Here is a 13,023-nt window from a genome sequence, read left to right on the forward strand (position 1 = left end):
GTCGCCACCGCTACGAGCCGGGTACCGACCGTGAAGACGGCCATCATCTTCGACTGCGAATTTCTCTGCCTTGAGGGCTCGCAGCGCCGGTACTGGTGCGCGGCCCACGATCCCGACCCGGTCATCACGCAGATCGGCGCGGTCAGGCTTGGGCTCGAAGACGACTTTCCGCTGCTCGGCACGCACAAGGCCTATGTCAGACCGATCGACCGGTTTGGCCGGCGATATGCTCTCGACCCGTTCTTCACCAGACTGACTGGCATCACTGAGGAAAACATCGAAACCGAAGGGCGCGCGCTGGGAGAAGCCCTTGCCGAGGTCGACCGCTTTTCCGACGGCGCGCGCTTCTGGTCCTGGGGCAAGGACGAGATGAACATGATGGCCATCAGCTGCTATGTCGCGGGCATTCAGCCTTCCATCCCGGCCACCCGGTTCGATAATGCCGTCAAGCTGCTGATCGCGGCCGGCATGCCGATCGAGGATCTGGCGCGGACGCCGAGCAACAAGCTTGCGGACTATTATGGCGTCGAACACCCGCCATTGCAGGGCCACGACGCACTCGACGATGCGCTTTCCGTAACCTACACCTTGCAGCACCTGATGAAGGCCGGAAAGCTGCGGCCGGATGTCTTCGACCGCTTATAGCTTTTAGCTCGGGGCGTCTGGCCGGGTTCCGCTCAGATCACCGAATCCGTCCAGCGAACGATCTGCTTGGCGGCATCTCCGAAGGCATTGTCGAGCGCTTTCACATACGCAGGATTGCCGCTGCCAGAAACCGGCGCGGACGCGGTGAAGCTCTTGGAAGCACGCACCTCGCCGTTGCGATCGTTGAGCAGGCGCACGAAGAGGTCGACTTCGGCGTGCTCGCCGCCGTCGACGCTCACTTCGAAGGACCGAATCTCGACGATCACCTGGTAGTCGATCGCCAGTCCCTCGCCCGGCTTGCCGACGCCGGCAAAGCTGCCGGAGCGCTGGAAGGTCTCCGCCAGCCGCGCCTGCACGATCAGCGGCAGGCGGTCGGCCCATTGCGCACCCTTCAGATACTGGATCGAGCGGTCGGAGGGTTTGATGACGATGTTCTGGCTGTCCAGCGCCTTGAGCGCCGACGGCTGTGCGATCAGGATTTGCTTGCGGCTGTGGCCTTGGGCGTCAACCGATGGCGCCGAAAGCTCGAATGTGTCGAGCGGCGCAGGCTTGCCGCCCAGTACCGCACAGCCGGCAAGCGAAAGCGCAAGCAGCGCCGCAGCCGGTGTCAATCCACCCGTTCTCACCCACACCGACTTCACGCGCGATCCCCGTTGTCCCCGGATCGTAAGATCAACCCGCATCCGCAGTTCATGTTCTTGAGGCGTACCGATGCCGAAGTCAACGCCGGGCCCTGCCGTCGAATTGCCGAACCTCACCGTCGCCACCCGAAAGAATGCGCTGCGGATTGCGGCTGAGATCCGTGACCGCCTCCTCGATGCGGGTGATCGAGCGGCGGCTGTCCTGCACCAGCGCCTCGACATTCGACAGGCCCTGGCCGGAGAAGCGCGCCAGATTGTCGGTGATGACGCCAAGCCGCGCATTCAGCGTGTCGGCAACCTGCTTGAACGACTTCAGCGTATCCCTGGCGTCGGCCATCAGGCCGTCGGCCTGCCCCGAGCCGAGCAATTTATCGACCTTGGCGAGGATGCCGTCGACACGCACCGAGGCGTCATTGAGCCTTTGCGCCAGCTGCTTGGCATCCTTGATCGTCTGGTCGATGTCGTCGGCGCGGTTGGCGAACTTGTCGGTCACGGCTGCGATGTCGGCGGCGGCCTTGTTGGCGTTTTCGCTGGCCTTCTGGATGTTGGCCAGCGCCGCGCGCACTTGCGCGGGGTCGACGCCGTCGAGCACGCCGTCGACCTTGGCCAGCGTTCCCTGTGTCTGCTTGGCGAAGTCATTGACGGATCCGACGGCCGTATCGACATTCTTGATCACGCCGTCGAGCTGTTGCGATGTCTGCTTGAGGTTCGCGGTCACCGTATCGACATTGGCGACGATGCTCTTGATCTTGTCCCTGTCGACGGCATTGAGCAGGCCTTCTGCCGCCTTCAGCGTGCCGTCGAGCTTGCCTGACACGCCCTTCAGTTCGTCGGACAGCGCGCTGACACTGGACAGGAACTTGTCGATGCCGTCGGAATTCTTGGCCAGCGCATCGGAGAATGTCTGGACGTTCTGCACGGTCTGCGTCAGCGGCCCGCGAACATCCTTGGTGAAGCCCTCGAGTTCGCTCAACACCTTGTCGGCACGGGTGAAGATGTTTTGCGCCGTCTGCAGCAGATTGGTCACTGCGGAGGGATTGGCGACGATCTCGGCGACCTTGCCTTCCTTCTCGGCCTGATCGAGGAGCTTTACTTCCTTGGGGTCGGCGCCCTTGAGTTCGATATTGGCCTGCCCGGTGAGGCCGGCAAGGCCGATATCGGCCTGCGTCGACTTGGTGATCGGCGTCATCCGGTCGATCTCGGTGTCGGCGATGGCGACGGTCGGATTGTCGACGTCGATATAAACGCGCTTGACGTCGCCGACCTTGACGCCGTTGAACAGCACGAAGCTGCCGCGACCGAGGCCGGACGCCGAACCCGGGATGCGCACGCGCAGCAACGTCGTCTCGCCCCTGTCACCGATCGCCGCCGTCCAGTAGACGAAGGCGAACGCCGCCAGGATCGCAACCAGCGTGAAGATGCCGACAATGACGTAGTTGGCTCTGGTTTCCATTATTTCACTTATGGCTAAGCACGTGCGGTAAGATCAAGTTGGCGGGCGCGTTTTCCGCGGAAATAGGATTTCACCCACGGTTCCTCGCTTTTCAGCATGTCGTCGATGGTGCCTTCGACCAATACTTTCTTCTTGCCAAGCACCGCCACGTGGTCGCAAGCGGTAAACAGCGTGTCGAGGTCGTGCGTGACCATATAGACGGTCAGATCCATGGTGTCGCGCAGCTTGACGACGAGTTCGTCGAATTCTGCAGCACTGATCGGATCGAGGCCAGATGTCGGCTCGTCGAGAAAGACGATGTCCGGGTCGAGCGCCAGGGCGCGCGCCAGAGCGGCACGCTTGATCATGCCGCCGGAAAGTTCTGACGGGAATTTCTGCGCCGCGTCCGGCGGCAGTCCGACCAGCTCGATCTTGAGCAGCGCCAGTTCGTCCATGAGCTTGCGCGGCAGGTCGAGATATTCGCGCATCGGCACCTGCACATTCTCCTGCACGGTCAGCGCCGAAAACAGCGCACCATGCTGGAACAGCACGCCAAGACGCATGTCGATGCGCAGGCGCTCGATATCGCTTGCCTTGTCCACGTCGACGCCAAACAGCTTGATCGTTCCCGACTGTTTGGGCATCAACCCGAGAATGGTGCGCAACAGGACGGACTTGCCGGCCCCAGAAGCGCCGACGAAACCCAGGATCTCGCCGCGGCTGATGTCGAGCGAAAGCTTGTCGAGGATCAGCTTGTCCTCGATGGCAACGGTGACGTCGCGCACCGAAAGGACGATCTCGTTCTCGTCCTTTTCCGCCATCTTGATGCCGTTGCCCTTCGCCATCTGTCAGAACGCGATCGCTGCGTAGAACATGGCGAAAAGCCCGTCGAGGATGATGACGACGAAGATCGACTTCACCACCGAAGCGGTCACGTGCTGGCCGAGCGATTCGGCGCTGCCGCCGACCTTCATGCCTTCGACCGAAGCGATCGTGCCGATGATCATGGCCATGAACGGCGCCTTGATCAGCCCGGCGAAAATCGTGCTGAGATCGATGGCGACGCGCAATCGGTCGATGAATGCGGCGGGCGGGATATCGGAATAGAGCCAGGCCGCGAGAATACCGCCGCCGAGTGCGGCGAAATTGGCGATGATCGTCAGGCAAGGCAAGGCGATCACCAGCGCCACCAGGCGCGGAAAGACCAAGACGCCGATCGGATTGAGCCCGATGACCTTCAGCGCGTCGACCTCCTCGCGCATCTTCATCGAGCCGATCTCGGCGGTGATCGCGCTACCGGAGCGGCCGGCGATCATGATTGCCGTCATCAGCACGCCGAGTTCGCGCAGGATCAGCACGCCGACGAGGTCGACGACGAAGATGTCGGCGCCGAAATAGCTGAGCTGGTAGGCGCCTTGCTGGGCGACGATGGCGCCGACGATGGCCGACATCAGCACCACCACCGGAATGGCGCCGACGCCCATGCGGTCGATCTGGTTGAAGATTGCCGCCGGGTTGACGGCGTGCCCACGGCCGAGCTTCATCTGCGCGCCGCGGATGGTGGCGCCCAGAATGTTCATCGAGGCGAGGAAATCGTCACGCATCTCGTAGACGCGCCGGCCAACCGCCTCAAGCGCGCGAATGACGATGTTGGGCGGCCGCGCCGGGCGGGATTCGGGTTCGCGCCGGACAGCCTCGCCGACCGCGTCGAGCAGGATGGCGGCGATCTCGCTTTGGCCTTGCAGCCGGACCTCGACGTTCTTCTTCTCGAAGGCGCTGACCAGCCGGTCGATCAACCAGGCGCCAGCGGTATCGATCTTCTCGATTTTCGAAAGATCCAGCGCCAAGGTCTTGAAACCGCTTCGTTTCTCGATCTTACGCATGTCGGCGTCGATCAGCGCAACGGTCCGCGTCGTCCAGATTCCGGAAAACGCGCAGCCGAGCACGCCACTTTCCTCGCCGACCGCCACGCGTGGTTGGTGGTCAGCCTCCGAGGCAGTCCTGCCGCTTGCGTCGCGCTTGCCGATGGTCAACATGGCGTCCTGTTTAGCCTGACGGGTCCGACCTTGTCGATTTGCCGACACCCCTTCTCGCATAGCCGGAGCAGAAAAATATGGCGCGTGTCATTTCGGTTGAGGCCGAACGTTTTCCGATCGCCGGCACCTTCACCATTTCGCGCGGCTCCAAGACCGAGGCCGAGGTCATCACATGCACGATCGGCCAGGATGGTCATAGCGGTCGCGGCGAATGCGTCCCCTACAAGCGCTACGGCGAAACCATGGACGGCGTGCACGCCGCGATAGAGGCCATGCGCGAGCGGATTGCCGGCGGCATCGACCGGACCGCCTTGCTCGACGCAATGCCGGCGGGAGCCGCCCGCAACGCCGTCGACTGCGCCCTATGGGACCTTGAAGCCAAGATCAGCGGCAAGCCGGTGGCTGACACACTCTGGCCGGCGCCGCTGCGTCCGCTCGAAACCGCCTACACGCTGTCGCTTGGCGAACCCGAGGCGATGGCGGCACAGGCGCGCGCCAACGCCGGGCGGCCGCTGCTGAAGGTCAAGATCGGCGGCGACAACGACATCGCCCGGATCCAGGCAGTGAGGCAGGCCGCGCCGCAAAGCCGGATCATCCTCGATGCCAATGAGGGCTGGACCGACGACAACGTCGTCGCGAACCTGGCTTTTGCCGCGGAGCAAGGCATCGCGCTGGTCGAACAGCCCCTGCCCGCGGGCCAGGACGAAATCCTACGCCACATCGCCCATCCGGTGCCGATCTGCGCCGACGAAAGCGTGCATGAGGCGAAGAACCTGGAAACGCTGGTCGGTCTCTACGACGCCGTCAACATCAAACTCGACAAGTCCGGCGGACTGACGGCGGCACTCGTGCTGCGCGACCGCGCCCGCGAGCTGGGTTTTGGCATCATGGTCGGCTGCATGGTCGGCACGTCGCTGGCCATGGCGCCCGCGGTGCTGCTCGCCCAGGATGCCGATTTCGTCGACCTCGACGGCCCGCTGCTACTTGCCCGCGACCGCGTGCCGGGTCTCGTCTACCACGGTTCGCTCGTCGCCCCTCCCGATCGGGCGCTTTGGGGCTGAGCGCGCGGCGAGCCCGATAAGCACCAGCCCGGCGATCGCGATCGGGATCATCACCAGGAACCCGTCAACGCCGAGGCGGTCATAGAGCGGGCCGGAAGCTAGCGTAACGGCGGCCATGAAGAAGCCGTTGAAGAAATAGGCGATGCCTTGCGCGGCCCCCGTGCGCTCTTCGGAGACGGTCTCGGCGATCATTCTCTGCAGGCCGATCAGCACCATGGCGACAGACACCGAATGCAACGATTGCACGGCGAAGAAGCCGGCGATGCCGAGGCCGAGCGGCCATACCAGTGGAAAGATGATCCAGCGCACGATCGAACCGATGCCGGCGATCACCATCACCTTGACGACCGACACCGAGGCGAAAATGCGGTTGAAAAACAGGAACATGCAGACTTCGGATACCACGCCCCAGGCCCACAGCAGGCCGACCACGGAATCGCTGATGCCGATCGATTTCCAGTAGATGGAAACGAAGCCGTAGAGGAAAGCGTGGCTGGCGGTGATGATGCCGACGCCAAAGGTGAAGTAGAGGAAATAGGCATTGAACAGGCTCGGCGCCGCGTGCTGGATTTCCGCGGCCGAAAGCGGCGAGGCCTTGCGCGGGCGCCCCATGCGCGGCGCGAACAGGGCAGCGGCAAGCGCCGCGGCGAGCGCCACGAATATGATCACCGGCACGGCTTTGGCTCCGGCCTCCGCCAGGATGAAGCCGCCCACGACATTGGCGCAGAGATAGGAGATCGAGCCCCATTTGCGCATGGCGGTGTAGTTCGAGCCGAAACGGCGCACTCCGGACAAGGCCAGCGAATCGGCCATTGGCGAATGCGGCGTCCAGACTATCGTCAAAAGCAGCGATACGACCAGCACGATCGCGTAGGTCGCCGGCAGGAAATAGCCGGCCGAAATCATCATCGTTGCCGCGACCAGCACGATATAGACGTTGGCGCGGTCCTTTGCCCGGTCGGCGAGCGCCGTCAGCATCGGCGTCGTCACAACGCGCAGGAACATCGGCGCCGCAAGGATCACGGCGATCTGTTCAGCGCCGAAACCTTTCGCCTGCAGCCAGAGCGGAAAATAGGGCAGATGCGTGCCTTGCGACACGAACAAAGTCGCGAAGATCAGGCTCATGCGCAGTTCGAAATGGCGCGGCTTGACGAGCTGTTCTGGCGAAAGCGGCGGCAGGGACATGAATCGATCCAATTACGCCGCGCTCGATCGGCTGGCGACGTGATCGATCCCTTAACATGGCGGAAAACCAGGCGAAACCGGCTGGACCAATCGATTGACGCTTAAAAGTCGTCGCGGCCCTCGCATCAGGCCGCCTGCCCGACCCGATCCTCGATGAGCATCGGGATGAAAGGTTCGTCGAACGACTCCGGCAGCACCTGCGCCCAGGTCAGGATTTCCATCCGGCCATCGAAGTGCTCGACCACGGCCGTGCAGCTTTCCACCCAGTCGCCGGTGTTGATGTAGCGCACGTCGTCGAAATTCTCGATCGCCGCATGGTGGATATGGCCGCAGATGACGCCGTCGACATGCGAGCGGCGGGCTTCCTCGGTCAGCACGGTCTGGAACGAGCCGATGAAGTTGACCGCCTTCTTGACCTTGACCTTGGCCCAGGACGAGAACGACCAGTAAGGCAGGCCGAGCAATTGGCGCAGCCGCGTCACCACCCGGTTGACGATCATCGCCGCGTCATAGGCATGATCGCCGAGATAGGCGAGCCAGCGCTGATTGTGGACGACGGTGTCGAACTGGTCGCCATGGATCACCAGCAGGCGCTTGCCATCGGCGGTCTCGTGGATGGCGCGGTCGGCGACGACGATGCCGCCGAAATGCACGCCCTGGAACTGGCGGGCGAATTCGTCGTGATTGCCGGCGATATAGGTGATCGAGGCGCCCTTGCGCGCCTTGCGCAGCAATTTCTGCACGACGTCATTGTGGCTTTGCGGCCAGTGCCAGCTGCGCCGCAGCCGCCAGCCGTCCACGATGTCACCGACCAGATAGATGATGTCGGCATCATGGTAGCGCAGGAAATCGATCAGGAACTCGGCCTTCGCCGCCTTCGAGCCGAGGTGGACATCGGAAATGAACATGCTGCGGAAAGTGCGGGGCTCTTGGCCTGACATCGCGATTTCACCCTTGCTTTCGCGCAGCCTATGCCCCGATTCATGCAACAACCGTATGACGGTTGCGATTGGTCCAGCCTAAGGACTAGCTTGCCGGCCAAATCACAGGAGAAATCGTCATGGATCTTGGTATCCGCGGAAAGAAGGCCATCGTCTGCGCTTCGAGCAAGGGTCTTGGAAAAGGCTGCGCCATGGCGCTGGCCGAGGCCGGGTGCGATATCGTCGTCAACGGTCGCAATGCCGAACTGGTGGCCAAGACCGCCGCGGAGCTGCGCGAACGCTACGGCGTGGCGGTGACGGAAGTCGTCGGCGACGTTTCGAAACCCGAGGTGCAGAAAGCGCTGCTCGCCGCCTGCCCGGAACCCGATATCCTCGTCAACAACAATGGCGGCCCGCCGCTGCGCGATTTCCGCGAGCTCGATCGCGCCAAAATCCTCGAAGGCGTCACCCAGAACATGGTGACGCCGATCGAGCTGGTGCAGGCCGTCCTCGACGGCATGGCAAAGCGCGGTTTCGGCCGCATCGTCAACATCACCTCGCTGTCGGTCTATGTCCCCATTCCAGGTCTTGACCTGTCGTCGGGCGCGCGCGCCGGCTTGACCTCCTTCCTTGCCGGCGTCGCGCGAACCGTGATCGACCGCAACGTCACCATCAACAGTCTTCTGCCCGGCAAGCTTGACACCGACCGGCTGCGCGGCCCGCATGAGGCCGGCACCGTCGAGGACCCGGCCGCTGCCGCCGCGCGCAAGACCCGCATCAGCGCCGATGTGCCGGCCAAGCGGCTCGGAACGCCGGAGGAATTCGGCCAGATCTGCGCCTTCCTCTGCTCGGTCCATGCCGGCTATCTCACGGGCCAGAACATACCGGTCGACGGCGGCCTCTACGTCAGCGCCTTCTGATCACGCGCAGCGGGACGCAGCCGTCGGCAGTGTCCCGCTTCTGGCTTTCCGACCACGAGGATGCAACACGAACCTATTCAGATGTCATTGAGCCAACCGACACTGCATCTCCTTTGCGGCAAGATTGCTTCCGGCAAGTCGACGCTTGCGGCCCGACTTGGCGCCCTGCCCGACACCGTCATTATCAGCGAAGATCATTGGCTTTCCCGGCTCTATCCAGGAGAGATTGTGTCGGTTGCCGATTACGTCCGCCGTTCTGCTCACCTGAGAAACGCGATAGGACCGCATCTGGTGGATTTGCTGAAATCAGGCGTCTCGGTCGTCCTGGACTTCCCAGCGAACACCACGGCAAATCGAATGTGGATGCGAACGATATTCGATGCGGCGGGCGCCGCCCATCAGCTCCATTATTTTGATGTGCCCGATGCGGTCTGCAAGGCGCGTCTTCGGGCGCGAAATGCAAGCGGGAGCCATGAGTTCGCGGCGACCGACGCGGAGTTTGATCTTATCACCAGCCACTTTGTGGCACCGGCGCCTGAAGAAGGCTTCAACGTCACGATCCATAGGTAATAAGCACGCTTGCAAAGCCTGTTGCCTCATCACCGCCGCTTATGGCGGCTGCCGTAAAATCCAGCCTTTTCAAGAGTTCAATCAAGCCCCCAGGGCGGAATTATTCTTGCATGAAACCCGCATAAGCATTTGATATAAAACTCTTTCCGATACCTCGACACTTAAAGCTGCCGGCGCGTCAATTAGCGTCGCGAAAAATCTCGGCCCCATGCTAAAAGGACTCCCGACACAGGTTTCGAGGGAGCGGCCGCATGGAAGGCGAGAACAAGAAAACGGCACGTTCGGACCTCGACGAAGCCGCCCTTTACTTCCACAAGCACCCGACGCCGGGAAAGCTCGAAATCCAGGCAACCAAGCCGCTCGGCAACCAGCGCGACCTTGCGCTTGCCTATTCGCCCGGCGTGGCGGCGCCTTGCCTGGAGATTCGCGACAATCCGGCAACCGCTGCCGACTACACCGCGCGCGCCAACCTCGTCGGCGTCGTCTCCAACGGTTCGGCCGTGCTCGGCCTTGGCAATATCGGTCCGCTGGCCTCCAAGCCGGTCATGGAAGGCAAGGCGGTCCTGTTCAAGAAGTTCGCCGGCATCGACGTCTTCGACATCGAGATCGACGCGCCCGAGATCGAGCGCATGGTGGAGACCGTCGCCGCGCTGGAACCGACTTTCGGTGGCATCAACCTCGAGGACATCAAGGCGCCGGAGTGTTTTGAGGTCGAGGAACGGCTGAAGGCTCGCATGAGCATACCAGTGTTCCACGACGACCAGCACGGCACCGCCATCATCGTTGCCGCCGCCGTGCTCAACGGGCTGGAATTCGCCGGCAAGACGATCTCGGACATCAAGGTCGTCACCTCCGGCGCCGGTGCTGCCGCCCTTGCCTGCCTGAACCTTCTGGTCTCGCTTGGCGTGCGTATCGAAAACATCTGGGTCACCGATCGTTTTGGCGTCGCCTACAAGGGCCGCACCGAAGAGATGGACCGCTGGAAAGACCCCTATGTGAAGGACACCGAGGCACGCACGCTGGCCGATGTCATTCCGGGCGCCGATGTCTTCCTTGGCCTTTCGGCCGCGGGCGTGCTGAAGCCGGAACTTCTGCAGCACATGGCGCCAAAGCCGCTGATCCTGGCGCTGGCCAACCCCAATCCGGAGATCATGCCGGAAGAGGCGCGCGCGGCGCGTCCCGATGCCATGATCTGCACTGGCCGCTCCGATTTTCCCAATCAGGTCAACAACGTCCTGTGCTTCCCCTACATCTTCCGCGGCGCCCTTGATTGCGGCGCCAGTGCCATCAATGAAGAGATGAAGATGGCCGCCGTGCGGGCCATCGCCGCCCTTGCCCGCGAAGAGCCGTCCGACGTCGCCGCGCGCGCCTATTCGGGCGAGACGCCGATCTTCGGGCCCGAATTCCTGATCCCCTCGCCCTTCGATCCGCGGCTGATCCTGCGCATCGCGCCGGCCGTCGCCAAGGCGGCCTGCGACACCGGTGTGGCGACACGGCCGATCACCGACTTCGCCGCCTATATCGACAAGCTCAACCGCTTCGTCTTCCGTTCCGGCCTGGTGATGAAGCCGGTGTTCTCATCCGCCAAGGCATCGAGCGCCAAGCGCGTCATCTATGCCGACGGCGAGGATGAGCGCGTGCTGCGCGCCGCACAGGTGGTGCTCGAGGAAGGCATCGCCGAGCCGATCCTGATCGGCCGTCCGCACGTCATCGAAGTCAGGCTGAAACGCTACGGCCTGCGCATCAAGCCGGGTGTCGATTTCGGCCTGATCAACCCTGAGGATGATCCGCGCTACCGCCATTATGTCGACCTGCTGATCGAGCTTGCCGGCCGGCGCGGCGTCACCACGGAGGCCGCGCGCACCATGGTGCGCACCGACAATACGGTGATCGCGGCACTGGCCCTGAAGCGCGGCGACGCCGACGCCATGGTCTGCGGCCTCGAAGGACGCTTCGAACGGCACCTGCGCAACGTCACCCTTATCATTGGCCCCCGCGCTGGCATTAAGGACCATGACCTGTCGACGCTGTCCATGCTGATTTCGCAGCGCGGCATCATCTTCCTCACCGACACGCACGTCTCCGTCGACCCGACGGCCGAGGAGATCGCCGAGATGACCGTGCTGGCGGCCGAGGAAATCCAGCGCTTCGGCATCGAGCCGAAGGCGGCGTTGCTTTCGCATTCGGATTTCGGCTCGCGCGATTCGCCAAGCGCGCTGAAAATGCGGCAGGCGGCGGCGATCCTGGCGCGCATCGCGCCGGAGCTGCAGTGCGACGGCGAAATGCATGCCGATTCCGCTTTGTCGGAGCATCTGCGCCAGCGCGTCTATCCGCATTCGCGGCTGAAGGGCGAAGCCAATCTGCTGGTGTTCCCGAATCTCGATTCGGCCAACATCACGCTGACAGCGCTGCGCGCCATGATGGATGCGCTGCATGTCGGGCCGATCCTGCTCGGCACCGACAAGCCGGCGCACATCCTGACGCCCTCGGTGACGTCGCGCGGCGTTGTCAACATGACGGCGCTCGCCGTGGTCGAGGCCGCGCACAAGGCGCAGGCCATCGCCAATCTGGACTAGGCTGAAGCCGGCTTCAGCAGGGTCGGCCTGGTCTTGCAGGCGGCAGCGCCCTCATGTGACGGCAACAACCCCTTGCAAACCGGGGTGTTGCCGTCCAGCAACTTGCGATTGCGTAAATTCGGCCTTGGCCGGAAGCGGATTTCGCGGGGAAAGCCGACCTGATATGGTTGCGTATCTGATTTGACGGCGAGGACGTCATGAAGGGCCTGCTGCTCGCATCCGCATTGCTGTCGCTGATCGGCGGACAAGCTCTGGCTGCGGACGCCATCAGTGCCGAGCCGGCAACCGTCCATGACTGGTCCGGCGTCTATGTCGGCGGGCAGATTGGCTATGGTTTCGGCAGGACCGACGCAACTTACAATTCGCCGAACACCCCAACAATCCGAGGCTCGCAGAACTACGATACCGATGGTTTCCTGGGTGGCGTGCAGATCGGCTACAACTACCAGGTCAACTCCGCTGTTGTGGGCGTCGAGTCCGATTTTTCCGGGGCCGACATCAAGGGGCACTCCGACGAAATCAATGTCGGCGGAGGCGATGTCTACGACACCAAGGTGGACTGGTTTGGAACGCTTCGCGCCAGGGCGGGCTATGCGTTCGATCGCACCCTGATCTACGGCACCGGCGGCCTGGCGTTCGGAAGCGTCGAAAACCAATATCTCGGCGGCCCCTTGAACAGCTTTTCCGAGAAGAATACCAAGGTCGGCTGGACCATTGGCGGCGGACTGGAGCAAGCGATCACGGACCATTGGTCGGCAAAGTTCGAATATCAATATGTCGATCTGCGAGACCAGACCATCGACTATGCCCCGAACTCCAACACCACGTTCGACAACACGTTCAACGCAGTCAAGATCGGCATGAATTACAAGTTCTGACAGTCGGTGAAGCGGTCTGCCGTGCTCCCGTCGCTCTTCTGCCGATTGAAGCCGCCGCTGCCGCGACCAAAGGGCTTTCGGCCAGCCGCCGGATCGCATCCGAAATAGACGATTAACCGGCAACGGGGTAGCTTGGCGGACACAGGCCAGCGGGATTGA

12 protein-coding genes are annotated in these 13,023 nt (G+C 62.8%); 6 read left to right on the forward strand and 6 right to left on the reverse strand.

Features of this window, described 5'->3' with window-relative positions; genetic code table 11:
* The first annotated feature begins 30 nt into the window (after nucleotides 1-30).
* On the forward strand, nucleotides 31-645 hold the full coding sequence (locus AC1DPX_RS18005; RefSeq protein ID WP_477238833.1) for a 3'-5' exonuclease: 615 nt from the start codon (nucleotides 31-33) through the stop codon (nucleotides 643-645).
* A 32-nt stretch (nucleotides 646-677) separates the two neighbouring features.
* Here the strand turns inward: AC1DPX_RS18005 and AC1DPX_RS18010 are convergent, their stop codons facing one another.
* The 4 genes from AC1DPX_RS18010 to AC1DPX_RS18025 are packed head-to-tail and all read right to left on the reverse strand — an operon-like array spanning nucleotide 678 to nucleotide 4,754.
* Nucleotides 678-1,328, reverse strand: coding sequence for an ABC-type transport auxiliary lipoprotein family protein (locus AC1DPX_RS18010; protein WP_202354234.1), 651 nt, complete (start codon nucleotides 1,326-1,328; stop codon nucleotides 678-680).
* A 37-nt stretch (nucleotides 1,329-1,365) separates the two neighbouring features.
* Entirely contained in the window at nucleotides 1,366-2,739 is a 1,374-nt protein-coding gene (locus tag AC1DPX_RS18015) for an MlaD family protein (RefSeq protein WP_202354233.1), read from the reverse strand.
* A 14-nt stretch (nucleotides 2,740-2,753) separates the two neighbouring features.
* Nucleotides 2,754-3,563 carry an ABC transporter ATP-binding protein gene (locus AC1DPX_RS18020; protein WP_202354232.1) on the reverse strand — a complete coding sequence of 270 codons (810 nt, stop codon included), beginning with the start codon at nucleotides 3,561-3,563 and terminating at the stop codon, nucleotides 2,754-2,756.
* 3 nt (nucleotides 3,564-3,566) lie between these two features.
* Nucleotides 3,567-4,754 (reverse strand): ABC transporter permease, encoded by a 1,188-nt coding sequence (locus tag AC1DPX_RS18025; RefSeq protein ID WP_477238520.1) that lies wholly within the window; start codon nucleotides 4,752-4,754, stop codon nucleotides 3,567-3,569.
* 77 nt (nucleotides 4,755-4,831) lie between these two features.
* Between AC1DPX_RS18025 and dgcA the strand changes: the two genes are divergently transcribed.
* Nucleotides 4,832-5,815, forward strand: coding sequence for an N-acetyl-D-Glu racemase DgcA (dgcA, locus tag AC1DPX_RS18030; RefSeq protein WP_477238522.1), 984 nt, complete (start codon nucleotides 4,832-4,834; stop codon nucleotides 5,813-5,815).
* On the opposite strand, the gene AC1DPX_RS18035 is transcribed toward dgcA, so the two are convergent.
* Nucleotides 5,735-7,000, reverse strand: a complete 1,266-nt coding sequence (locus AC1DPX_RS18035) for an MFS transporter (RefSeq protein ID WP_477238524.1) — start codon at nucleotides 6,998-7,000, stop codon at nucleotides 5,735-5,737. The genes dgcA and AC1DPX_RS18035 overlap by 81 nt on opposite strands.
* A 125-nt stretch (nucleotides 7,001-7,125) precedes the next feature.
* Nucleotides 7,126-7,941 carry a UDP-2,3-diacylglucosamine diphosphatase gene (locus AC1DPX_RS18040; RefSeq protein WP_244730335.1) on the reverse strand — a complete coding sequence of 272 codons (816 nt, stop codon included), beginning with the start codon at nucleotides 7,939-7,941 and terminating at the stop codon, nucleotides 7,126-7,128.
* Nucleotides 7,942-8,060: 119 nt separating this feature from the next.
* Here AC1DPX_RS18040 and AC1DPX_RS18045 point away from each other — a divergent pair, with 119 nt between their 5' ends.
* The 4 genes from AC1DPX_RS18045 to AC1DPX_RS18060 all read left to right on the forward strand — a co-directional run bounded on the left by AC1DPX_RS18045 (nucleotide 8,061) and on the right by AC1DPX_RS18060 (nucleotide 12,864).
* Nucleotides 8,061-8,840 carry an SDR family oxidoreductase gene (locus AC1DPX_RS18045; RefSeq protein ID WP_477238526.1) on the forward strand — a complete coding sequence of 260 codons (780 nt, stop codon included), beginning with the start codon at nucleotides 8,061-8,063 and terminating at the stop codon, nucleotides 8,838-8,840.
* An 81-nt stretch (nucleotides 8,841-8,921) separates the two neighbouring features.
* Complete coding sequence (locus AC1DPX_RS18050) at nucleotides 8,922-9,410, forward strand: P-loop nucleotide/nucleoside kinase family protein (protein WP_477238528.1); 489 nt, start codon at nucleotides 8,922-8,924, stop codon at nucleotides 9,408-9,410.
* A gap of 251 nt (nucleotides 9,411-9,661) precedes the next feature.
* Entirely contained in the window at nucleotides 9,662-11,986 is a 2,325-nt protein-coding gene (locus AC1DPX_RS18055) for an NADP-dependent malic enzyme (protein WP_477238530.1), read from the forward strand.
* A 197-nt stretch (nucleotides 11,987-12,183) separates the two neighbouring features.
* Nucleotides 12,184-12,864 carry an outer membrane protein gene (locus tag AC1DPX_RS18060; protein ID WP_477238532.1) on the forward strand — a complete coding sequence of 227 codons (681 nt, stop codon included), beginning with the start codon at nucleotides 12,184-12,186 and terminating at the stop codon, nucleotides 12,862-12,864.
* Nucleotides 12,865-13,023 lie beyond the last annotated feature (159 nt).

The organism is Mesorhizobium sp. 01N446 (genome assembly GCF_056399285.1).

Excerpts from the sequence above, each read along its gene's own strand:
- AC1DPX_RS18010 (WP_202354234.1), bottom strand. The coding sequence starts at position 1,328 with ATGCGGGTTGATCTTACGATCCGGGGACAACGGGGATCGCGCGTGAAG.
- AC1DPX_RS18050 (WP_477238528.1), top strand. The coding sequence starts at position 8,922 with ATGTCATTGAGCCAACCGACACTGCATCTCCTTTGCGGCAAGATTGCT.
- AC1DPX_RS18060 (WP_477238532.1), top strand. The coding sequence starts at position 12,184 with ATGAAGGGCCTGCTGCTCGCATCCGCATTGCTGTCGCTGATCGGCGGA.
- AC1DPX_RS18015 (WP_202354233.1), bottom strand. The coding sequence starts at position 2,739 with ATGGAAACCAGAGCCAACTACGTCATTGTCGGCATCTTCACGCTGGTT.
- AC1DPX_RS18045 (WP_477238526.1), top strand. The coding sequence starts at position 8,061 with ATGGATCTTGGTATCCGCGGAAAGAAGGCCATCGTCTGCGCTTCGAGC.
- AC1DPX_RS18055 (WP_477238530.1), top strand. The coding sequence starts at position 9,662 with ATGGAAGGCGAGAACAAGAAAACGGCACGTTCGGACCTCGACGAAGCC.
- AC1DPX_RS18025 (WP_477238520.1), bottom strand. The coding sequence starts at position 4,754 with ATGTTGACCATCGGCAAGCGCGACGCAAGCGGCAGGACTGCCTCGGAG.
- AC1DPX_RS18020 (WP_202354232.1), bottom strand. The coding sequence starts at position 3,563 with ATGGCGAAGGGCAACGGCATCAAGATGGCGGAAAAGGACGAGAACGAG.
- AC1DPX_RS18040 (WP_244730335.1), bottom strand. The coding sequence starts at position 7,941 with ATGTCAGGCCAAGAGCCCCGCACTTTCCGCAGCATGTTCATTTCCGAT.
- dgcA (WP_477238522.1), top strand. The coding sequence starts at position 4,832 with ATGGCGCGTGTCATTTCGGTTGAGGCCGAACGTTTTCCGATCGCCGGC.
- AC1DPX_RS18035 (WP_477238524.1), bottom strand. The coding sequence starts at position 7,000 with ATGTCCCTGCCGCCGCTTTCGCCAGAACAGCTCGTCAAGCCGCGCCAT.